This is a genomic window from Thalassospira tepidiphila MCCC 1A03514, assembly GCF_001662875.1.
GTDB lineage: Bacteria > Pseudomonadota > Alphaproteobacteria > Rhodospirillales > Thalassospiraceae > Thalassospira > Thalassospira tepidiphila.
The window spans coordinates 130412-152265 of sequence record NZ_JPVZ01000008.1 but is presented as its reverse complement, the minus strand read 5'-3'; the positions used below and the strand labels follow the sequence as shown (position 1 = coordinate 152265).

The window sequence follows — 21854 nt, the reverse complement described above, 5'->3', positions numbered from 1 at the left end:
CCGATGAGCGATCTTGCCGTTCATAACGCATTGATCACCGGCGGCGGTTCTGGTGTCGGGGCCGTGATGGCCAGGATGCTTGCCGATGCCGGGGTGAAGGTTGTGGTATCCGGACGGCGATCAGATGTGCTGGCCGAGGTTGCCGAACATCAAAACATCACTGCCATCGTGGCCGATGTCACCGATGAAACATCAGTGCAAGATATGTTCACGACCATGGTCGATGTGGTCGGTACCCCTGATCTGGTGATCGCCAATGCCGGCATGGCCGAAAGTGCACCGATTGGCAAAACGTCAGTCGATCTTTGGCAGCGGACCATGGATGTCAATCTGACTGGGACGTTTTTGACGTTTCGCGAAGGGTTGGCCGCAATGGACAAGACCAAGCCGGGGCGGCTGATTTCAATCGCCTCGACCGCCGGACTTAAGGGCTATGCCTATGTCACGGCGTATTGTGCGGCAAAGCATGGCGTTGTCGGCATGGTCAAGGGAATGGCGGCAGAGTTGGCCACCAGTCCGATCACGATCAATGCGGTTTGTCCGGGCTTCATGGAAACCCCGATGTTGGAAAAGTCGGTGGAAAACATCGTTGCCAAAACCGGCATGAGCAAGGACGCCGCGCGCGCAAGCCTTGCCAAAATCAATCCGCAAAACCGGTTCATTCAGCCTGAAGAGGTTGCTGAAACCGTCATGTGGCTTTGCAGCCCCAAGGCGGCATCGATAACGGGACAGACGATTTCCGTTTCGGGAGGAGAAGTATGAACATGAACAAATCCGAAGCACTTTCCGAACGGGCAGGAAATGAAACCTCTGATCTGTCGAAGGCACGGTTACGCGCCTGGCTGCAAATCCTGAAGGTGTCGCGCAAGATCGAAGGCGAGTTGCGTGAAAAGATGCGCCTTGAGTTCGGATCAACCTTGCCTCGCTTTGACGTATTGGCCGCCCTTTATCGCGAACGCGATGGCATGCGCATGAGCGAGCTTTCAAAGTCGCTGATGGTATCAAACGGCAATGTCACCGGGATCGTTGATCGTCTGGTGGCGGAGGGATTGGTTGTTCGCATGCCGGTCGAAAATGATCGTCGGGCATCGATTGTCCGCCTGACCCCGGCGGGTGAAAAAGATTTCGCTGAACGTGCGCTGGTACATGAAGGTTGGGTTTCGGACCTGTTTTCCGATTTGTCGTCTGGCGATGCCGATGCCCTGATCCGCATCCTGCGCAACATTTCCCATCATAACGAGGCGCCCCACCATGACTAAGATGGCAAACATCACGCCTAAACACTTCAACTGGCGGATGGAAGGCGACGTCGCGGTCATTTCGCTTGATCGCCCGGATCGCAAGAACCCGCTGACCTTTGAAAGTTATGCCGAGCTTCGCGACACATTCCGCGATCTGGTCTATGCCGATGACGTCAACGCGGTCGTGTTTGGCTCGAACGGGGGCAATTTCTGCTCTGGCGGGGATGTGCATGACATCATCGGCCCGCTTATCGACAAGGACATGAAGGGCCTTCTGGAATTCACCCGCATGACCGGTGATCTGGTCAAGGCGATCATTGGTTGTGGCAAGCCGGTGATTGCTGCGGTCGACGGTGTTTGTGTCGGGGCCGGGGCGATCATTGCCATGGCATCTGATCTGCGACTGGCGACAGCGGCATCGAAAACCGCGTTCCTGTTTACCCGGGTCGGGCTTGCCGGATGTGACATGGGGGCATGTGCCATCCTGCCACGCATCATCGGACAGGGCCGCGCGGCAGAGCTTCTTTATACCGGCCGATCCATGTCGGCAGAGGAAGGCGAGCGTTGGGGCTTTTATAATCGTTTGGTCGAAGCGGACGTGCTTGAGGCAGAGGCTATTGCCCTTGCGACCCGCATTTCCCAAGGCCCGAACTTTGGTCACATGATGACCAAAACCATGCTGGCCCAGGAATGGAACATGTCGATCGAGCAGGCGATTGAGGCCGAAGCACAGGCACAGGCGATCTGCATGCAGACCGAGGATTTCAATCGCGCCTACAAGGCATTCGTTGCCAAGGAAAAACCGGTTTTCGAGGGCGACTGATGGCAGATAAGACCTATCTTGATTGGCCATTCTTTGAAGACCGCCATCGTGAACTGGCGGCAAAGCTTGATGATTGGGCCGCGGCCAACATCAAGGGCATCAATCACGAGGATGTCGATGCGGCCTGTCGCGATCTTGTCGCACGTCTGGCCAGTGGCGACTGGTTGCGTCATGCCGCGATTGATCCGGCTGACGCGGGATCAAAGCTTGATGTCAGATCGCTTTGCCTGATCCGTGAAACACTGGCGCGTTATGACGGGCTTGCTGATTTTTCTTTTGCGATGCAAGGGTTGGGGAGTGGCGCAATCTCCTTGTTCGGAACAGACGACCAGAAAGATAATTGGTTGCCAAAAGTTCGTTCCGGCAAGGCGATTGCCGCCTTTGCACTGACCGAACCGCAATCGGGCTCGGACGTTGCAAATATCGCGCTTGAGGCAAAGCGTGATGGCGATGATTTCGTCCTGAACGGTGAAAAAACCTGGATTTCCAACGGTGGCATTGCCGATTTCTATTGCGTCTTTGCCCGCACCGGCGAGGCACCGGGTGCCAAGGGGCTGTCGGCCTTCATCGTGCCGGCGAACGTGCCCGGCTTTGAAATCGCGGAACGCCTGCACACCATCGCCCCGCATCCGTTGGCACGTTTGAAATTTACCGATTGCCGTATTCCGGCATCCGCCCTGATGGGCAAGGGTGGGGATGGGTTCAAGATCGCGATGTCGGTTTTGGATGTTTTCCGATCGACCGTTGCCGCAGCCGCCCTTGGCTTTGCGCGTCGCGCACTTGATGAAACCATCACCCGCGTTCAGGAACGCGAACTGTTTGGTGCACCGCTTTTTGATTTGCAGATGGTTCAGGGGCATGTCGCGGACATGGCGCTTGATATCGATGCCTCCGCCCTTCTGGTGTATCGCGCCGCCTGGCTTAAGGACAGTGGTGCTGCGCGGGTTAGTCGCGAGGCGGCGATGGCCAAACTTTATTCAACCGATCATGCACAAACCGTCATTGATAAGGCGGTGCAAATTCATGGCGGCGATGGTGTGCGCAGCGGGCACATCGTTGAATCGCTTTACCGGGAAATTCGCGCCCTTCGTATTTATGAAGGCGCATCCGACGTCCAGAAAATAATCATCGCACGGCAAACGCTGGCGTAATAATGGCTGTATCAGGGACTTCACAATGCTCGGACCAACCGCACATACCGATAGCTTCACACGGGATAAGTTACCCCCGTTTGCAGAATGGCCGGATATCAATCTGGATGGGTTTGATTATCCCGAATATCTGAATGCCGGGGTCGAACTGACCGACAAAATGGTCGAACAGGGATTTGGCGATAACACCGCCCTGATCGGCAATGGGCGCCAGCGTACCTATAAGGAACTGGCAGACTGGACCAACCGGATCGCCCATGCACTGGCTGAGGATTACGGCGTCAAACCGGGTAATCGCATCCTGATCCGGTCGGCCAACAACCCGGCCATGGTGGCCTGCTGGCTGGCCGCGACCAAGGCCGGGGCGGTTGTGGTCAATACCATGCCGATGCTCCGTGCGGGTGAGTTGGGTCAGATCGTTGACAAGGCCGAGATCGAATTTGCCCTGTGCGACACGCGCCTGATGGATGAACTGGTGGCGTGTGCCAAGGACAGCAAGTTCCTTAAAAAGGTGATCGGCTTTGACGGTACGGCCAATCATGACGCGGAGCTTGATCGCATTGCGCTGACCAAATCGGTCAAGTTCGAAGCGGTCAAGACCGGGCGCGATGATGTTGCCTTGCTCGGCTTTACCTCGGGCACCACCGGCAGTCCGAAGGCGACCATGCATTTCCACCGGGATCTTCTGATCATTGCTGATGGCTATGCCAAGGAAGTGCTGAATGTCACCCCTGATGACGTGTTTGTCGGCTCTCCGCCGCTCGCCTTTACATTCGGGCTTGGCGGGCTTGCGATCTTTCCGCTGCGGTTCGGGGCGACGGCGACCTTGCTTGAAAAGGCATCGCCGCCCAACATGATCGAAATTATCGAAACCTATAAGGCGACCGTGTGTTTCACCGCACCGACCGCGTACCGGGTGATGTTATCAGCCATGGAAGATGGTGCTGATCTGTCATCACTGCGCGCCGCCGTGTCGGCAGGTGAAACCCTGCCAGCCCCGGTCTATGAAGCGTGGATGGCAAAAACCGGCAAGCCGATGCTTGATGGCATCGGTGCGACCGAGATGCTCCATATCTTTATTTCCAACCGGTTCGGTGACAGCCACCCGGCCTGCACAGGCCGTCCGGTAACCGGATACGAAGCCAAGATTGTCGATGATAAAATGAACGAAGTGCCGGTCGGAACCGTCGGGCGCCTTGCGGTGCGCGGTCCCACGGGATGTCGTTATCTGGATGACGTGCGCCAGAGCGTCTATGTCCGCGACGGCTGGAACCTGACGGGGGATGCGTTCTTTGTTGATGAAGACGGCTACTATCATTTCGCGGCACGCAACGACGATATGATCGTGTCTTCGGGCTATAACATCGCCGGGCCAGAGGTCGAGGCCGCCTTGCTGGCACATGCGTCGGTGGCGGAATGTGCGGTTGTTGGCGCACCCGATGAAGAACGCGGAACGATCGTTCAGGCCCATATTGTCCTGGCAGAAGGCTTCGACCCAACGCCCGAGATGGCCAAAGCGCTTCAGGATCATGTAAAAGCGACCATCGCGCCGTTTAAATATCCGCGCTCCGTCGTCTTTATCGAGGCGTTGCCAAAAACCGCGACTGGAAAAATCCAGCGCTTCAGATTGAAACAGGAACCGTCTGCATGACCGACTTTGCCGCCACCAAATCCCTGTTCCATATCCCGGAAGGTGTGATTTACCTTGATGGGAACTCGCTTGGCGTGCTGCCGAAAACGGCGGAAAACCGTGCCAAGGAGATGATCGAACAGGAATGGGGGGAAATGCTGATCCGTGGCTGGAACGATGCCAAGTGGATGGAGCAACCCGAACGTGTCGGCAATCTTGTCGCACGTTTGATCGGGGCGGCACCCGGTACTGTGGTGATGGGCGATACCCTGTCGATCAAGGTCTATCAGGCGCTTGCAAGTGCACTTGAAATGCGCCCGGATCGCAAGGTAATCGTTTCTGATAATGGCAACTTCCCGACCGATCTTTATATGGCAGATGGCCTGATCAAGTCGCTTGATCGTGGTCATGTGTTGAAAACACCGAACCCGGAAGATGTCGAAAGCCTGATCAACGAGGATCTGGCGGTGCTGATGCTGACCCAGGTGGATTACCGCACCGGGCGCATGCACGACATGAAACGCCTTACCGATCTGGCGCATGCCGCTGGTGCGCTGGTGATCTGGGACTTGGCGCACTCGGCCGGGGCTGTGCCGGTTGATCTGGCGGGATGCAATGCCGATTTCGCGGTGGGCTGTACGTACAAGTATCTGAATGGCGGTCCCGGTGCGCCGGCCTTTATCTATGTCCGGCCTGATCATGCCAAGGTCGCCCGTCCGGCGCTTTCGGGTTGGTTGGGGCACGCCGCACCCTTTGCCTTTGATCCCGATTACACCCCGGCACCGGATGTGTCGCGCATGCGTGTCGGCACACCGCCGGTCATTCAGATGACCGTGTTGGAAGAAGCCATGAAGGCATGGGACGGCGTTGACATGGCCGATATCCGCAAACGCAGTATTGAGCTGTGTGAACAATTCATCGCCGGGGTCGAGGCAAATTGCCCGATGCTGGAACTGGCAAGCCCGCGCAATCCCCAAGAACGTGGATCGCAGGTGTCGTTCAAGTTTGATCAGGGCTATGCCGTCATGCAGGCCTTGATTGCGCGCGGTGTGATTGGTGACTTCCGCGCACCGGATGTCATCCGCTTTGGCTTTACCCCGCTTTATATCGACGAGGGTGATGTTGATGGTGCGGTGAAAATTTTGGCTGAAATCATGGAAACCCGTGCTTGGGACAAGCCGGAATTCCACAAACGCAATGCGGTGACCTGAGATGGCAAAGCAGACCTCGCCATATGATCCAAGCACGGAAGGTGCGCGCACGGATTTCTCCGATCAGATGTCCTATGGGGATTATCTGTCACTTGATGCGATCCTGACGGCCCAGCATCCGCAATCGGATGCCCATGATGAGATGCTTTTCATCATTCAGCACCAGACGTCCGAACTTTGGATGAAGCTTGCCATTCGCGAAATCAGTGCGGCCCGCAAGGCGATCCATGGTGGTGATCTGCGCCCGGCGTTCAAGATGCTGGCGCGTGTGTCGCGCATTTTCGAACAGCTGAACAACGCATGGGATGTCCTTCGCACCATGACGCCAAGCGATTATACGACATTTCGCGATGCGCTTGGCCCGTCATCAGGGTTCCAGTCCTATCAGTATCGCCTGATCGAATTCATGCTGGGCAATCGCAATCATGCCATGTTGCGCCCACATGCGCACCGCGAAGACATTACCGAAATGCTCAAGGCGGAGCTGGCAACACCAAGCCTTTATGACGAAGCCCTTTGCCTGCTGAATGCAGAAGACGGGATTGAGGTGCCAGCGGACGTTCTGAACCGTGATGTTTCGGCACCCTATTTGGCTGATGATGCGGTGATCGCCGCCTGGCAAAAGGTTTACAGCGATCCGGGTAAATACTGGTCGCTTTATGAATTGGCGGAAAAGCTGGTCGATTTTGAAGACTATTTCCGGCGATGGCGCTTTAACCATGTCACGACGGTCGAACGCGTGATCGGGTTCAAGCGTGGCACTGGCGGCACGGGAGGCGTCAGTTACCTGAAGAAAATGTTGGAAGTAGAACTGTTTCCGGAACTCTGGCGGGTTAGAACCGCGCTTTGAGGATGGACGGACCGGATGCAAATACTGCAAAATCAGGGGCAGGCATCAGGTTCACTAAAACCGTGACGCATAAAGACATAAATGTCGCGGGATCAACGTGTTGCTAAATGAAAAATTGTATAAACACGGAGGCTTAAATGAAGGGTATTAAGACAACCATCGCAGCAGCTGCTGCTTTGCTTGCAGCCGGAGCTGCGCAGGCAGAGCCGGTCAAGGTGGGTATGATCACCACACTTTCTGGCGGTGGTGCAGGGCTTGGTATTGATGCACGTGACGGCTTTATGCTTGCTGTCAAACAGGCAAACAATCCTGATCTTGAAGTCGTAATCGAAGACGATCAGCGCAAACCGGATATCGCGGTTCAGCTGGCCGATAAAATGATCCAGCAGGACAAGGTTGATGTTCTGACAGGTATCATCTGGTCGAACCTTGCGATGGCGGTTGTGCCGTCTGCTGTGGCTCAGGACAAGATCTACATGTCGGTTAACGCGGCACCGTCGCAGCTGGCAGGCAAGGGCTGCAACAAGAACTATTTCAGCGTATCCTATCAGAACGACAACCTGCATGAAGCCGCTGGTGGCTATGCTTCGAGTGCGGGTTATGAAAAGGCGTTCATCCTTGCCCCGAACTATCCGGCAGGTAAAGATTCACTGACCGGCTTCAAGCGCTTCTTCTTTGGCGATATCACCAACGAAGTTTACACCAAGCTTGGCCAAACCGACTACGCAGCTGAAATTGCACAAATTCGTGCATCAGATGCGGATCATGTATTCTTCTTCCTGCCGGGCGGCATGGGCATCGCGTTCATGAAGCAGTATGCCCAGTCTGGCGTCGACAAGCCGCTGATTGGTCCGGCCTTCTCGATGGATCAGGGCATCCTCGGTGCCGTTGGTGACGCAGCACTTGGTGTGAAAAACACCTCGAACTGGTCGAAAGACATCGACAATCCGACCAACGCGGCTTTCGTTGAGACCTTCCAGGCTGAATATGGTCGTCTGCCGTCGCTCTATGCATCGTTTGGCTTCGATACCGCCAATCTGCTGCTGTCGGCGATGGATAAGGCAAGCATTTCGGACAAGGATGCCTTCCGTGAAGCCCTGCGTGCGGCTGATTTCAATTCCGTGCGCGGCAAGTTCACTTTCGGTCCGAACCAGCATCCGATCCAGGATCTGTATGTCCGTGAAGTCGTCAAAGAAGGCGATGTGCTGACCAACAAGATCATTGGTACGGCGCTGACGGATCACTCTGACGCCTATGCGTCGGAATGCTCGATGTAATAAAGAGCTGACAAGAGGCCGGGGGCCGGTTTCGAATTTGTAATTGGCCCCCGACCACCTTGTGACGGAGTTTCCAATAATGTTTTCTCTTTTTCTGGAGCAGCTGTTAAACGGCCTTCAGTCCGGGGTGATGCTGTTTTTGATGGCATCGGGGCTGACGCTGGTTTTCGGCGTGATGGGGCTGATTAACCTTGCCCATGGCTCCCTTTATATGATTGGTGCGTTTGCCTGTGCGGCTGTGGCTGCATGGACCGGGTCTTTCTGGCTGGGGCTTGTCGCCAGTCTGATGGCGGCTTCCATTGCCGGTGCACTGGTCGAAATGTTGATTATCCGCCGTCTTTATAACCGTGATCACCTTGATCAGGTTCTGGCGACTTTTGCGCTTATTTTGATATTTTCCGAAGGCACCCGCTGGATTTTCGGATCCTTCCCGCTGTTTTTAAGCGTGCCTGATTTCCTGACCGGCACTGTTATCTTGCCGGGCGGATCGCAATACCCGCTATTCCGTTTGGCTATTATTGTCGCCGGGCTTGCTGTTGCGGTCGGGTTGTTCCTGTTGATCGGCAAAACCCGTCTTGGCATCCGCATCCGCGCGGGCGAGGCTGACCGTGGCATGATCGCGGCCCTTGGTGTCGATATTGATCGTCTTTACACCATTGTCTTTGCCCTTGGGGCTGCGTTGGCCGGGCTTGCCGGTGCCTTTGTTGGCACGACACAATCGGTTCAGGTTGGCATGGGCGAACCGGTTCTGATTTTGGCCTTTGTCGTGATCGTCATTGGCGGCATCGGCTCCATTAAAGGCGCGTTGGTCGGCTCCTTGCTGGTTGGGTTTACCGATACGATGGGGCGCTTCCTGTTGCCGCATGCTTTTGCGACCTTCCTTGATCCGTCAAGTGCCACGGCGATTGGCTCGGCACTGGCATCCATGTTGATTTATATCGTGATGGCGCTGGTTCTGTTCCTGCGGCCAAGCGGTCTGTTCGGGGCGACTTCCTGATGACCATGAACCGCGAGTTTCTGATTAATTCCATCCTTGCGATTGCGCTCATCACCGTTCCGCTGATCGCGCTTGGCATGGATGAACCATTTATCATCACCCTGGCCACAAAGGTCGCGATCTTTGCCATGGCCGGTGTCGGGCTTAACCTTGTGCTGGGCTATGGTGGGCTTGTGTCGTTCGGGCATGCGGCGTTCTTTGGTATTGGCGGTTACGCTGCCGGTATTCTTGCCAGCCATGCGCTAAACTATGAACCGATCATGGAAAGCCCGTTCCTGATCGAAGGTACAACCCAGATGATCGTCATCTGGATTGTTGCCCTTGTGGTCTCGGCACTTGTTGCGCTGGTGATCGGGGCGATCACGCTGCGCACCAGCGGGGTCTATTTCATCATGATCACGCTGGCCTTTGCGCAGATGATCTATTACTTCGCAATCTCCTGGCCAGCTTATGGTGGGGAAGACGGGTTGTCGATCTATGTGCGCAATGGCTTCCCGGGGATCAACACCCTTGATCCGATCAGCTTCTTCGCGCTTTGTGCCGTGATGCTGGCGATTGCGATGGTGTTCTCGGCCGTTCTGATCCGCTCGCGCTTCGGTCTTGCCCTTCAGGGGGCGCGTCAGAACGCGCAACGCATGACGGCGGTTGGTATTGCGCCGTTTCGCATTCGGCTGGTTGCCTTTGTGATTTCGGCGATGATCACCGCCCTTGCCGGTGCGCTTTATGCCGACCTCAACCGCTTTGTCAGCCCGACAATGCTGTCCTGGCACATGTCAGGTGAAATCATGGTGTTTGTCATTCTGGGCGGGGTCGGGCGTTTGTTTGGTCCGCTTGCCGGTGCGGCCCTTTACATCATTCTGGAACATCTTCTGGGGGGTGTCTGGGAATTCTGGCAGTTGCCGCTGGGCGTGTTGCTGCTTCTGGTCGTGCTGTTTGCGCGCGGTGGACTTGTCGGTGTTCTGGCGGGGGAGCGTAAACATGTCTGATGCCATTCTTTCGCTTTCCGATGTCACCAAGCAGTTCGGGTCACTTCTGGCCAGTGACAGCGTCACGCTTGATTTGCGAGCGGGCGAAATTCACGCCCTGATCGGTCCGAACGGAGCAGGTAAATCCACCCTGATCAAACAGATCGCGGGCGAGATTAAATCTGACCGCGGCGATATCCATTTCAACGGTCAGAACATCAACGCGCTTGATGCGGTGGCGCGATCCCGCATGGGGCTGGCCCGAACGTTTCAGGTATCGTCCCTGATGCCGGAATTCTCGGTCCTGCAAAACGTGATGCTGGCGCGCCAATCGGTTAGCGGCAAGGTGTTTCGCTTCTTCAAGCCGGTTCTGGGTGACAAGTCGCTGGTTGATCCAGCGATGGCACAGCTTGAACGGGTTGGCTTGGCAGATCGTGCGCAAATGCGTGCAGCCGACATCTCACACGGCGAACGTCGCCAGCTTGAAATGGCCGTCGCCCTTGCACTTGAACCCAAGGCATTTCTGCTTGATGAACCGATGGCCGGCATGGGGCCAGAGGGCTCCAAACGCCTGACCGGTTTCCTTGATGGATTGCGCGGACAGGCACCGATCCTTCTGGTCGAACATGACATGGATGCGGTCTTTGCGCTCGCAGACCGGATTTCGGTTCTGGTGTATGGCCGGATCATTGCCACCGGCACGGTGGACGAAATCCGCGGCAATGATGATGTCAAACGTGCCTATCTCGGGGAGGAAGCCTGATATGACTGCACTTCTCGAACTTAGTGGCGTTACCGCGTTTTATGGCGCATCGCAGGCCCTGTTTGGCATTGATTTGTCCCTCAACGAAGGCGAGGCCGTCGCCCTTATGGGCCGTAACGGCATGGGCAAAACCACCACGATCAAAACCATCTGTCGCATGATGGAACATCGTGATGGTTCGATCCATTTTGCCGGGCAGGATCTGGCGAAGATGCCATCGCACAAGGCGGCCCGCCTTGGTCTTGGTCTGGTGCCCGAAGGACGCCGGTGCTTTGCCCAGCTTAGCGTAACCGAAAACCTGATTGCTGCTGCCCGCCCGGGCGAATGGGATTTTGATCGTGTGGCGGGACTGTTCCCGCGTCTGGCCGAACGCCGTGATCAAAAGGCCATGACCCTTTCGGGGGGCGAGCAACAGATGCTGGCGATTGGCCGGGCGCTGATGACCAACCCACGTTTGCTGATCCTTGATGAAGCAACCGAGGGACTGGCCCCCGTCGTGCGTCAGGAAATCTGGGCGGCGATCAATCAGCTTAAACAATCGGGGCTGACTATCCTTGTGGTCGACAAGTCGCTTAAGGAACTTTCGGGTGTCGCTGATCGCTATGTGATTGTCGAAAAGGGCATCACGGCCTGGAGTGGGGCGGTGAATGAACTGACCGACGATCTGGCTGACCGGTATCTGGGGGTCTGATATGGGGGCATTCACCTATCAGCAGAAGGTTCTGTTCCAACATTGCGATCCGGCGGGGATTGTTTTCTATCCCCGCTATTTCGAGATGGTGAATGCCACGGTCGAGGAATGGTTTGATCAGGTCATCGGGTTCGGGTTTCCGACCATGCATGGCCCGATGAAGGTTGCCGTGCCGACAGCGGCACTCAGTGTCGCGTTTACTGCGCCAAGCAAGCTTGGCGATGTTTTGGAATTCTGTCTGATCCCGACCCGGATCGGACGTTCCAGTTTAGAGCTGGAAATCACCGCACGATCAGGTGCCGAGCAACGCCTGAAAACAACGGTCACCCTGGTCTTTACGAAACACGGGGCCGGAAAGTCAGTGGCATGGCCAGATGATTTGCGTGCCAAAATCGAAAAAGAAATCAATCAAGTGGTAGAAAACAATGCATAAAATCATTCAGCCGGACGGATGGAAACAGCCCAAGGGATATGCCAACGGCGTCTTGGCCGATGGTGCCCGACTTTACATCGGTGGCCAGATTGGCTGGAACGAAGATCAGGTCTTTGTTGCCAAGGATTTTGTCGGCCAGATGGAACAGGCGCTTAAAAACATTGTTGCCGTTCTGGAAGCCGCTGGTGGCAAGCCCGAACACATTGCCCGACTGACCTGGTATGTCACGGATAAAAAGGAATATCTCGCCCATCAGCGCGAAGTCGGGCAGGCCTATCAGCGCGTTCTTGGCAAGCATTTCCCGGCGATGACCATGGTTGTGGTCAAGGAACTCGTCGAAGACGAAGCTCTGGTCGAGATCGAAGCAACCGCCGCCATCCCATCCTGATCAAGCATTAGCACATGACGGAACAAAAAAGGGCAGCACATCACGTGCTGCCCTTTTTGTTGATCAGCTTGCCGGAAGGTGATTTTTAATTGCCTTCCCGGGCACTGGTTCCGAGGTTCTCTGGCGAGAAGATGTTGTTGCCAAACGGGCTTGGTGCCGATGCACCGCCCTCATCACCGCCAAGCGGGCCAAGGTTGGGCATGGTCGGGGCTGGCACAGCCTGTTGTGGTGTGTTGATCGATTGCTGTTCCATCAACTGCTGTTGCAGGGCGCGCTTTTCTTCAAGGACTTGCGCCGTGCAGACACTGGAATCATGGTTCTGGATAAACAGAACCGCGGCAAGTGTCAGAACCCCCAAAATCACGGCCACCGTTCCTGGATGGGTCGCGATCTTCAAAGCCGGACGTTCGGCAATCACATGGGCCCAGCCCTTGGTGTAATAGCGATTGCGGCATTCATAAATGATCGCACCGATGAGCGTGATGGCGATAATAATCACCGCCACGGCCGAGATTGACGGGTCAAGACCATACCGCACCTTCGATGACAGAACCGTGGTGAAGGTGCTGCTTGAAACAATCGTAAACACGGTGGTGTTGTAGTTTTCAAGCGATGCCAGAAACGCAAGAACCGTCGCCGAACCAATCGCCGGTGCCATGAAGGGCAAAAGCACTTTGACAAACGCCTGTGTTGGCGTGGCCCCCATATCAAGGGCCGCTTCGGTAAGCGTGGTGTCAAACCGCTGGATACGTGACAGGAACACAAGCATCGAATAAGCGGCGATGAAGGTCACCTGACCAAAGATGGTCAGGAACGTTCCGTCATAAAAGAAGCTCTCATACGGTGCATTGAAAAGGGTGCCGATCCTGTCCCAGAAAATCAGGGTCGAAAGACCGATGACAACGCCGGGTACGAGAATGGGCGCAATGAAGATCGTATAAAGGGCTGCGCGTAATTTGGGCCCAACCTGTGACAGTGTGATTGCGGCTGCCAGTCCGATTGGAATGGCAACACAAACAACGCCCACCCCGATCAAAAGCGAATTACCAAGCCCGGAAAGAAGCTTGTCATCGCTGGCAAGCTTGCCAAACCAGTCGGTGGTAAAACACTCCCACGGCGATACGCGCGGGAAGGTCGATGAGTTGAACGCGGTGATCACCATAATGATCAACGGTCCGAACAAATAGGCAAAGAACAGGGTCAAATACAGACCGGGGATCAATGCAGTCGGGGATTTCATCCTCATTGTTTGATCTCCCCGATCGATACCTTGAACAGGCGCATCACCAGCAGGACAAGCGCGATACAGACAATCAGCAGAACCATCGCATAGGCCGACCCGCGCGGCCAGTTGCCGCCGGAGTTAAACCATTGATAGACTAGCTGCGTGAACCACAGGTTCGATGGGCCTCCCAAAATCTGCGGTGCAGCAAGGGCGCCGGATGTCAGCATGAAGACCATCGTCATGCCCGATGCAATGCCCGGCTTGGCATAGGGAATGACAACCTTGGCATGGACCTGCCACCAGTTGGCGCCCATGTCACGCGCGGCTTCGATCTGGTTACGATCAAGGCTTTCAATCGCGTTATAAAGCGGGAAGATCATCAAAAGGATGTAGGCATAAGCCAACCCGGCATAGAGCGCGACGTCCTGGCGGATAAAGTCAATTGGCGTATCCCAAAGGCCAAGCCCCATGCCGGTTTCATTGATCACACCCGTGGCGCCAAACAGAATACGAAACGCAAAGGCACGCAGGATTTCGTTGATCCAGTACGGCACGATAAGCGCCAGTACCAGCAAGCGCGCCTTGGCACCGGTCGATGATTTCGCCAGCACAAAGGCCACCGGATAACAGATGATCAAATCGAACACTGTGACAAACACAGCCGCAAGCAGCGTTTTGAACAGGATGCCGATATCAAGGGTATTTAACCCGTCGGACGCGCCACTTCCCTGGAAGAAATAGCGATATTGCTCAAGGGTATAAACGTCTTCGGGGCCGCCAATCTTGGCCGGTGGCAGGTTAAAGCGGAACGAATAATCCAGCATGGTCAGTTGCGGCAGGATGATCAGAATGAACACCCAAAGGCTGACCGCAAGCATCAGATAGATCGAGACTGCCATCCCGTTGCGTCTGACAAGGTCGTAAAAAAGATCACGCATGATACGGGCCCCCTTACGCGCTGGCCAATTCGCCCGGTTTGAGCGCAATGCCCATTTCCGGTGCGAAATCGAGTTTGACCGGGGTATTGGCATCAATCGCATTGGTGCCATCATTGATCAGCGAAAGCTTAAGGTCCGTGCCACTCGCATTCATCACGATATGGCGCATATTGCCTTCGAACTCTTCGGTGATGAAGTTGGTTTCGAACTGATTGATTGCACCATCATCTTTCGAAAGCCGAAGCGCTTCCGGGCGCACAAAAAGATGGCAGGCATCCCCGGGCGCAAGGGCGGGGCCACCGGCCGGATGGTTTTCGACCGTAAAGGGTGTGCCCAGACCCGCATCGATTTTCATCACCTTGCCGTCATTGGACAAAACCGTGCCATCAAGCACATTGTTTTCACCGACAAATGACGCGACGAAGCTTGTCGTCGGGTGATCATAGATCGCCTTGCCATCGCCGATCTGTTCGATCTTGCCCTTGTTCATCACGGCAATGCGGTCTGACATGGTCAGTGCCTCACCCTGATCGTGGGTGATGTAGATAAAGGTCAGGCCGACCTGCTTTTGAATGGCGCGCAATTCAGTGCGCATGTGTTGCCGCAGTTTAAGATCAAGGGCCGACAACGGTTCATCAAGAAGCAGGATATCTGGCTCAACCGCAAGGGCGCGGGCAATCGCCACACGCTGTTTCTGACCACCGGAAAGTTCGCTGACTTTCTTGTCGCCCTGACCGGGCAGGGCAATCAGTTCAAGCAACTCATCGGCACGTTTGCGCCGGGTTTTCTTGTCGACACCGCGCACTTCAAGCGGGAAGGCGATGTTATCAGCGACCGAACGTAAAGGGAAAAGGGCAAGGTTTTGAAAAATAAGGGCGGTGGGACGTTTGTTCGGGCCAACGCCACGCATGTCCTGACCACCGATTTTGACCTTGCCGCGTGTCGGTTCCTGAAAACCGGAAATACAGCGCAAAAGCGTTGTCTTGCCGCAGCCCGACGGGCCAAGGAATGAAAAGAACTCGCCACCCGCGATGTTCAGATTTGCTTTATGGACAGCGGTGAATTCGCCGAACTCTACCCAGACATGCTCAAGCGAAATTTCTTTGGTCATAGAACTGACAACCCCCTGAAAACGTCAAAGCCCGTTCGCCCGCAAACACAGGCGATACCGGAATTATTGTTGTTTGAAATGGATCGGGCCAAAAAACCCAAAAAGGGCGACACGCGCAAAGTCGTGCCGCCCCAAAGATCGGAATCAGGCGCTTTCGAAGCGGTTCACATATTCGGTACGCATGTCGGCATACCACTGCGGTTCAGATGGCCACGGGTTGAGGTTGGCCAATGCTTCGCCCGGATAGGCATCGGCAAAGTTCTTGGCATAGGCTTCGCCGGCGAACTTGTCGGCACCCAGAACCGGGGAGTTGTAACCGTGATGGTCAATTGCCTCACCTGCCAGTTCCGGCATGTAGGCATATTTGATGAACTCATAAGCCTGTTCGATGTTTTCGGCACCGGTCGGCAGGGCAAGGCCATCGACCCATGCCAGCGCACCTTCTTTCGGCGCACGATACATGACCGGTTCGCCAGCCGTTTTAAGCGCAAGCGGCGGGCCATCCCAAGTCTGACCAACGATGACGCCTTCGTTCAGAAGACCGTTCTTCTGGGTATCGGCATCGTTCCAGATCAGTTTGATGTTGCCTTTACGCGCGATGCACCATTCGGTGATCTTTTCCCAAACCGGGCGCATTTCTTCTTCGGAGGTGTAGGCCTTCCAGACCGAACCCGGGGCCAGTTCGCCCGTGGTTTCCATGTAAAGGCCGGCACCCAGCATCATGGAATGCGCACGGCCCATGGTTTTGCCGGCATTGGCTTCGGACCAGACATCGCCATAGGACGGGAACATGCCTTCTGGCTGGAACATATCGGTACGCCACGCCATGCCTTCGGTGCCCCAGATATGCGGCAGCCAATAGGTGGAGCCAGCCTCAAACGCCCAATCGGTGCTGCCGATCTTGGCCATTGCCGGGTTCACGGCCTCAATGGCGACTTTGGACATGTCAAACGGCTGAAGCAGTTCCAGTGCTTTCCACTGAAGGGCACGGTTGTTGGTCGGCGATACGATATCAAAGCCGCGACCTTTGGAAGCCTTCATCTTGTTGATGATTTCCTCGTTCGAGCCGATGCCGGTGTAATTCACCTTGATGCCCGTTGCATCGGTAAACGATTTGAGGAACGTCTCTGGCAGATAATCAGACCACATCAAAATGTTGATTTCGCCAGAGGATGCGAGTGCTTTTCTGCTGATAATTGCAGGCATTGCAAGTGCCGAACCGGCGGCAAGCGAACCTTTAAGAAGTGTGCGCCGGTTAAGTTTCGGGCCGGAAGTGAACTTGGTCATCCGTATGTCTCCTGATAGCCGGGATTTTTCCCTTATGTGCGGCGCACCATGCGCCTCCCTGGTGGACATAACTTCCCTGAACCGACCGCATTATGATCGCGGTTCTTGTTCCTGCTTTATCGCATTGACAAAATGGTATATCTGCCGGTTACTCTAGTAATAGAGCCACAAGGCAAAAACTATGGTGCCACGCCGGTTAACGTGCTGCAGTGCCGAATAAAAGGGGCATAACCGATGCTCGACATTCGACTTGAGGATCCGGCAATTGCCGGTCAAACCCTTCAGCAACAGCTGCATCAGGGCCTCGTCGATGCGATTCTTGAAGGTCGGTTGCCTTCGCATGAACCCTTGCCGTCGACCCGCGATCTGGCATCGGCCCTTAAGGTGTCACGCAATACGGTGGTGCTGGTTTATCAACGCCTGCTCGATGATGGATACCTGACAGCCGTCTGGCGGCGCGGGCATTTCGTGAATGAGCAATATATTCGCCAGCAACTGCGCCTGAGTGTGGATACGCGGACCGCTTCGCTGTTTACCAAGGAACGCGATCCTGATTTGTGGCGACGCCATTTGCAGTTCCGCCCGACCGAGGCCCGCAATATCGTCAAACCGGCCAACTGGCGCGATTTCCCCTATCCGTTCATTTACGGGCAAGTTTCACCCGACAAAACCACCATTTCGCGCTGGCGAGATTCCATGCGGCTGGCCGGGTCGCTTGCCCATTCGCAAAGTTGGGTCGGCGATCAGGTCGATATGGATGACCCGCAACTTCTTGAGCAGATCATCACCCGCATTCTGCCCCACCGTGGTTTACGCGCCCATCCGGAACAGTTGCTGATCACCATTGGCGCGCAAAACGCCCTGTTTCTGGTCGGGCAGCTTCTGGCAGGGCGGGGCAGGACAGTTGGCGTCGAAGATCCGGGTTATGTCGATGCGCGCAATATTTTTGCCTCGACCGGGGCTGAAATCTGCCCGCTTCCGATTGACAGCGAAGGTCTTGCCAACTCATCCGTGCTGTCGAAGTGCGATATGGTCTACACCACGCCATCGCACCAATGCCCCACCAGTGTCACCATGTCACTGGATCGACGTCTTCAGCTTGTTGAACGGGCGCGCAAGGATGACTTCATCCTGGTCGAGGACGATTACGAGCATGAGCTGAATTACCTTGGTCATCAGCGCGCCGCCCTTAAAAGTTACGATAATTCCGGGCATATCATTTATATCGGCAGTCTGACCAAGCTGATGTTCCCGGGATTGCGGATTGGCTACATCCTTGCCGACAGTGAACTGATCAAGGAATTGCGTGCGCTGCGCCGCCTGAATTACCGCCACCCATCTGCACAGGATCAGCGCGCCATGGCGTTGTTCATTGGTGAAGGTCATCTGGACTCACACCTGCGCCGGACGCGTGATCGCCTGTCGGAGAAGTGGCAATTGATGCAAAACGAAATTTCCCGGCAATTACCCGAATTGAATGTCACCCCGACCACGGGCGGGTCGGCGGTTTGGGTTAAACTGCCCGACAATATCGATGCATGGGCCGTCCACCGCGAAGCTGCAAAACGCGGGGTTTTGGTCGAACCGGGCGATGTGCATTATTGTGATCCCGACCGCGCACCGCGTGATCGCCTCAGACTGGGGTTTGCCGTGATTGAGCGCGATCAGATTGCGCCCGGCATCACTCAGTTGCGCAATGCCATCATGGCGGTGATAGCCGAAAACAGGAAAGGGACCGCCGCACAGTAAACTGTGTGTATGGCGGTCCCTTTAACCCGACCCCACTCCCCCGAGATCGGATCTGTCCCCGGCAAAGCAGATTAGATAGGTGAACCAAGTACCTTCTGAAGGATGGCAACCATATCGTCGATGTCCTGTTCGGTGCTGACGAACGCAGGCGCGAAAATGATCGCATCGCCGGTCGCCTTGACGTGAAGGCCTTCGTCAAACAGTGCACGCTGTGCCCAGCTGCCTTTTGCACCCGGCGCATCACCGGGGGTCAGTTGGATACCCGACATCATGCCATAGCCGCGAAGATCGCTGACATGGGGCAGGTTGCGCAGGCCAAACACGCCATCAAGGAAGTGCGAAGACAATTCGTTGGCACGTTCGAACAGTTTGTCTTTGGCGTAGATATCAAGCGCTGCGATCCCGGCGGCACAGGCCACCGGATGGGCGGAATAGGTATAGCCATGGAAGAATTCCGGGCGGTCCGCATCGCCGGCAGCCTCAAAGACAGCCGCCTGAATTTCGGCACTGGTGGCAACCGCACTCATGGGAATAGCGCCGTTGGTCAGTGCCTTGGCCATGGTGATCAGGTCCGGCTTGACTGCGAATGCCTGGGAGGCGAAAGCAGAACCTGTTCGGCCAAAACCGGTAATCACTTCGTCAAATACCAGCAGGATGCCGTATTTGTCGCAAATCGCGCGAAGCTTCTCGAGATAGCCTTTGGGTGGCACGATGGTGCCGATCGATCCGGCAATCGGTTCAACAAAGACCGCGGCAATGGTATCGCCGCCATAGGTCTTGCAGATTTCTTCGAGATCGTTGGCCAGATCGGCATCGGTTTCCGGCTGACCACGGGTGAATTTTTGTTCTTCGGTCCATGTGTGGCGCATATGCACGACATCACAGGTAATCCCCGAAAAATCACGACGGTTATTGACCATCCCCGCAAGCGACGTACCGCCAAGGTTCACGCCATGATAACCCCATGCACGCGATACAAACCGGGTGCGCTGGGCATTGCCGGTCGCACGGTGATAGGCGAGGCACATCTTCATTGCGGTATCAACCGCCTCGGAACCCGATCCGGCAAAGAACACGCGATCAAGCCCGTCTGGCAGGATACCGGCCAGCTTTTCGGCAAATTCAAACGACACGGGGGCGGCGCGCTGGAAATGCGGTGAATAATCCAGCGTGCTGAGTTGCTTATAAACCGCATCGGCGATTTCCGGGCGTCCATGACCGGCCGCACAGCAAAACAGACCCGATGAACCATCCAGAATTTCACGGCCTTCCGGGGTCCAGTATTTCACGCCTTCTGCCTTGGCAAACATCTGCGGTTCTTCATGAAACAGACGGTTGTTGGTGAAAGGCATCCAATGGTTGGTCATGTTCGGCTTGACGGACACGTTCATGCTGGCTCCTGTCGGCAAGAGTGTGGGGCGGAAATCTTATGCTGCTAGCTAAACCCGTCCCCTCGCATGGTGTTAGTGCCAGAACTCGATAATATTTGGGTCCAGATCGCTATGTGGCTCCATCAAAAGGGACGATGTGGCTCTATTGCCGACGCAATCAGTGGCGTAATTCAGGTCTGTAACAACGAGGAATTCCATGGAACTGATCTTGTCTGGCATGGTCGTCGCGGTTGCCGCCCTGTTTCGTGGCGTCACTGGATTTGGTTTCGCACTGCTGGCAGCACTTGGTCTGTCAAGCTTGCTGGCCCCGGCAACGGCAACGCCGATCATCCTGATCATTGATATTGTCCTGACCGGCTTGATCCTGCGTGATTTTGATCGGGCCAAGGTCGACTGGCGGGCTTGTTCGATCCTGCTGGGTTTTGGACTTTTCGGCGCGGTGCTTGGCCCTTATGTCGCCTTTGCACTTGATGATCAGACGATCCGGATTGCCACCAATCTTGCGATTGCGGTGGCGGCATTGGTTGCCATGTTGCACCATCCGCCAAAATGGATGGGACATTTTGTCATCGGGGCACTTCTGGCCTGCTCGGTTGGTATTCTGATGTCGGGCTTTGCCGTTGGCGGACCGTTGGTTGCGGCCTGGCTTTTGGCCGGTGGCACGCAGGATGTCCGGGTGCGCAACACGCTTGCGATCTATTTCGGCGCGGTCGATGTGCTGGGATTTATCACCCGGGCGGCCGCGGGCATGTTGCCAGATGATTTCATCGCACTTGTCTTGCCGTTGCTGGTGATTGCCATGATCGCCTATTTCCCCGGCGAGATGATTTATCGCCGGATGTCGGCAACCACCTGGCGGCGTGTTTGCGCCATCAGCCTCGTTCTTATTGCCATTATCGGCTTCGCTCAGACCATCGCACTTGGTTTGTAAGACATTTACCATCTACTACTCACACTACCGGAGATCCCCATGACCAAAACAGCACTCATTACCGGCGCAACTTCTGGCTTTGGCGCCGCAACGGCCCGGCGTTTTGTCAAGGAAGGCTGGAAAGTCATCGTAACCGGCAGGCGTGCCGAACGGCTTGACGCGCTTGTCGATGAACTCGGTGGGGCATCGGTTGCCCATGCACTTTGCTTTGATATTCAGGATGCCGATGCGACACGCAAGGCGATTGACAGCCTTCCGGCGGACTTCGCCGAGATCGATCTTCTGGTCAATAATGCCGGTTTGGCGCTTGGCACCGGTCCGGCACAGGAATGCAATCTGTCGGACTGGATGACGATGATCGACACCAACACCAAGGGGCTGGTCGCCATCACCCGCATCCTGCTTGATAAACTGATCGAACGAAAAGGGGCGATTGTTAATCTGGCCTCCATCGCGTCGAACTGGCCGTATCCGGGCGGGAATGTCTATGGTGCGACCAAGGCATTCGTTCAGCAATTCTCGCTGGGTATTCGTTGTGACCTTGCGGGCACTGGCGTTCGTGTGACATCCATCGAGCCGGGCCTTTGTGAAAGCGAATTCACGCTGGTGCGTACCGGAGGCAACAAGGAAGCCTACGACAAGCTTTACAGTGGTGCCGATCCGATCCAGCCCGAAGACATTGCCGAAAGCATTTTCTGGGTGGCGAACTTGCCAGCGCATGTGAATGTCAACTCGCTTGAAGTCATGCCGGTCAGCCAAAGCTGGTCGCCGTTTGCCATTCATCGCAAGCAAGCCTGATCCC

The 21854-nt window shown here is 55.7% G+C and carries 22 protein-coding genes; 17 read left to right on the top strand and 5 right to left on the bottom strand.

What is annotated here, in order from left to right; all coding sequences use genetic code 11:
• Positions 1 to 3: 3 nt before the first annotated feature.
• From TH4_RS16510 to TH4_RS16445, 14 genes are all read left to right on the top strand, one after another.
• Entirely contained in the window at positions 4 to 762 is a 759-nt protein-coding gene (locus tag TH4_RS16510) for an SDR family NAD(P)-dependent oxidoreductase (protein WP_064781980.1), read from the top strand.
• Between the two features lie 2 nt (positions 763 to 764).
• Positions 765 to 1259 (top strand): MarR family winged helix-turn-helix transcriptional regulator, encoded by a 495-nt coding sequence (locus tag TH4_RS16505; protein ID WP_245227956.1) that lies wholly within the window; start codon positions 765 to 767, stop codon positions 1257 to 1259.
• Positions 1252 to 2064 (top strand): enoyl-CoA hydratase family protein, encoded by an 813-nt coding sequence (locus TH4_RS16500; protein ID WP_064781978.1) that lies wholly within the window; start codon positions 1252 to 1254, stop codon positions 2062 to 2064. The genes TH4_RS16505 and TH4_RS16500 overlap by 8 nt, the downstream gene beginning before the upstream one ends.
• Positions 2064 to 3215 carry an acyl-CoA dehydrogenase family protein gene (locus tag TH4_RS16495; protein WP_064781977.1) on the top strand — a complete coding sequence of 384 codons (1152 nt, stop codon included), beginning with the start codon at positions 2064 to 2066 and terminating at the stop codon, positions 3213 to 3215. Before TH4_RS16500 ends, TH4_RS16495 begins: the two co-directional genes overlap by 1 nt.
• A gap of 25 nt (positions 3216 to 3240) precedes the next feature.
• Positions 3241 to 4866, top strand: coding sequence for an AMP-binding protein (locus TH4_RS16490; RefSeq protein ID WP_008891968.1), 1626 nt, complete (start codon positions 3241 to 3243; stop codon positions 4864 to 4866).
• On the top strand, positions 4863 to 6056 hold the full coding sequence (kynU, locus tag TH4_RS16485; RefSeq protein ID WP_064781976.1) for a kynureninase: 1194 nt from the start codon (positions 4863 to 4865) through the stop codon (positions 6054 to 6056). The genes TH4_RS16490 and kynU overlap by 4 nt, the downstream gene beginning before the upstream one ends.
• A gap of 1 nt (position 6057) precedes the next feature.
• Positions 6058 to 6906: a tryptophan 2,3-dioxygenase gene (kynA, locus tag TH4_RS16480; protein ID WP_064781975.1), complete on the top strand. Its 849-nt coding sequence runs from the start codon at positions 6058 to 6060 to the stop codon at positions 6904 to 6906.
• Between the two features lie 137 nt (positions 6907 to 7043).
• Positions 7044 to 8183 (top strand): ABC transporter substrate-binding protein, encoded by a 1140-nt coding sequence (locus tag TH4_RS16475; protein WP_008891971.1) that lies wholly within the window; start codon positions 7044 to 7046, stop codon positions 8181 to 8183.
• Positions 8184 to 8262: 79 nt separating this feature from the next.
• Positions 8263 to 9180: a branched-chain amino acid ABC transporter permease gene (locus tag TH4_RS16470; protein ID WP_064781974.1), complete on the top strand. Its 918-nt coding sequence runs from the start codon at positions 8263 to 8265 to the stop codon at positions 9178 to 9180.
• Complete coding sequence (locus TH4_RS16465; protein WP_064781973.1) at positions 9180 to 10166, top strand: branched-chain amino acid ABC transporter permease; 987 nt, start codon at positions 9180 to 9182, stop codon at positions 10164 to 10166. Before TH4_RS16470 ends, TH4_RS16465 begins: the two co-directional genes overlap by 1 nt.
• Positions 10159 to 10908 (top strand): ABC transporter ATP-binding protein, encoded by a 750-nt coding sequence (locus tag TH4_RS16460; RefSeq protein WP_064781972.1) that lies wholly within the window; start codon positions 10159 to 10161, stop codon positions 10906 to 10908. Before TH4_RS16465 ends, TH4_RS16460 begins: the two co-directional genes overlap by 8 nt.
• A 1-nt stretch (position 10909) precedes the next feature.
• A complete protein-coding gene (locus tag TH4_RS16455; protein ID WP_064781971.1) occupies positions 10910 to 11599 on the top strand; it encodes an ABC transporter ATP-binding protein in 690 nt (229 codons plus the stop codon).
• 1 nt (position 11600) lies between these two features.
• On the top strand, positions 11601 to 12032 hold the full coding sequence (locus TH4_RS16450) for an acyl-CoA thioesterase (protein ID WP_064781970.1): 432 nt from the start codon (positions 11601 to 11603) through the stop codon (positions 12030 to 12032).
• Positions 12025 to 12420: a RidA family protein gene (locus TH4_RS16445; RefSeq protein ID WP_063090420.1), complete on the top strand. Its 396-nt coding sequence runs from the start codon at positions 12025 to 12027 to the stop codon at positions 12418 to 12420. The genes TH4_RS16450 and TH4_RS16445 overlap by 8 nt, the downstream gene beginning before the upstream one ends.
• 85 nt (positions 12421 to 12505) lie before the next feature.
• Here TH4_RS16445 and TH4_RS16440 read toward each other — a convergent pair whose 3' ends face one another.
• The 4 genes from TH4_RS16440 to TH4_RS16425 all read right to left on the bottom strand — a co-directional run bounded on the left by TH4_RS16440 (position 12506) and on the right by TH4_RS16425 (position 16981).
• On the bottom strand, positions 12506 to 13666 hold the full coding sequence (locus TH4_RS16440; protein WP_064781969.1) for an ABC transporter permease: 1161 nt from the start codon (positions 13664 to 13666) through the stop codon (positions 12506 to 12508).
• Complete coding sequence (locus tag TH4_RS16435; protein ID WP_064781968.1) at positions 13663 to 14583, bottom strand: ABC transporter permease; 921 nt, start codon at positions 14581 to 14583, stop codon at positions 13663 to 13665. Before TH4_RS16435 ends, TH4_RS16440 begins: the two co-directional genes overlap by 4 nt.
• Before the next feature lie 13 nt (positions 14584 to 14596).
• Complete coding sequence (locus TH4_RS16430) at positions 14597 to 15694, bottom strand: ABC transporter ATP-binding protein (RefSeq protein WP_064781967.1); 1098 nt, start codon at positions 15692 to 15694, stop codon at positions 14597 to 14599.
• 144 nt (positions 15695 to 15838) lie between these two features.
• Complete coding sequence (locus TH4_RS16425; RefSeq protein WP_008891981.1) at positions 15839 to 16981, bottom strand: substrate-binding domain-containing protein; 1143 nt, start codon at positions 16979 to 16981, stop codon at positions 15839 to 15841.
• Positions 16982 to 17215: 234 nt separating this feature from the next.
• On the opposite strand from TH4_RS16425, the gene pdxR reads away from it, so the two are divergent.
• A complete protein-coding gene (gene pdxR / locus TH4_RS16420; protein ID WP_064781966.1) occupies positions 17216 to 18730 on the top strand; it encodes a MocR-like pyridoxine biosynthesis transcription factor PdxR in 1515 nt (504 codons plus the stop codon).
• 71 nt (positions 18731 to 18801) lie between these two features.
• Here pdxR and aptA read toward each other — a convergent pair whose 3' ends face one another.
• A complete protein-coding gene (gene aptA / locus TH4_RS16415) occupies positions 18802 to 20121 on the bottom strand; it encodes an omega-aminotransferase AptA (protein ID WP_064781965.1) in 1320 nt (439 codons plus the stop codon).
• Positions 20122 to 20317: 196 nt separating this feature from the next.
• Between aptA and TH4_RS16410 the strand changes: the two genes are divergently transcribed.
• Together TH4_RS16410 and TH4_RS16405 are read left to right on the top strand one after the other, a co-directional pair.
• Positions 20318 to 21052: a TSUP family transporter gene (locus TH4_RS16410; RefSeq protein WP_064781964.1), complete on the top strand. Its 735-nt coding sequence runs from the start codon at positions 20318 to 20320 to the stop codon at positions 21050 to 21052.
• Between the two features lie 39 nt (positions 21053 to 21091).
• Entirely contained in the window at positions 21092 to 21850 is a 759-nt protein-coding gene (locus tag TH4_RS16405; protein WP_064781963.1) for an SDR family oxidoreductase, read from the top strand.
• Positions 21851 to 21854 lie beyond the last annotated feature (4 nt).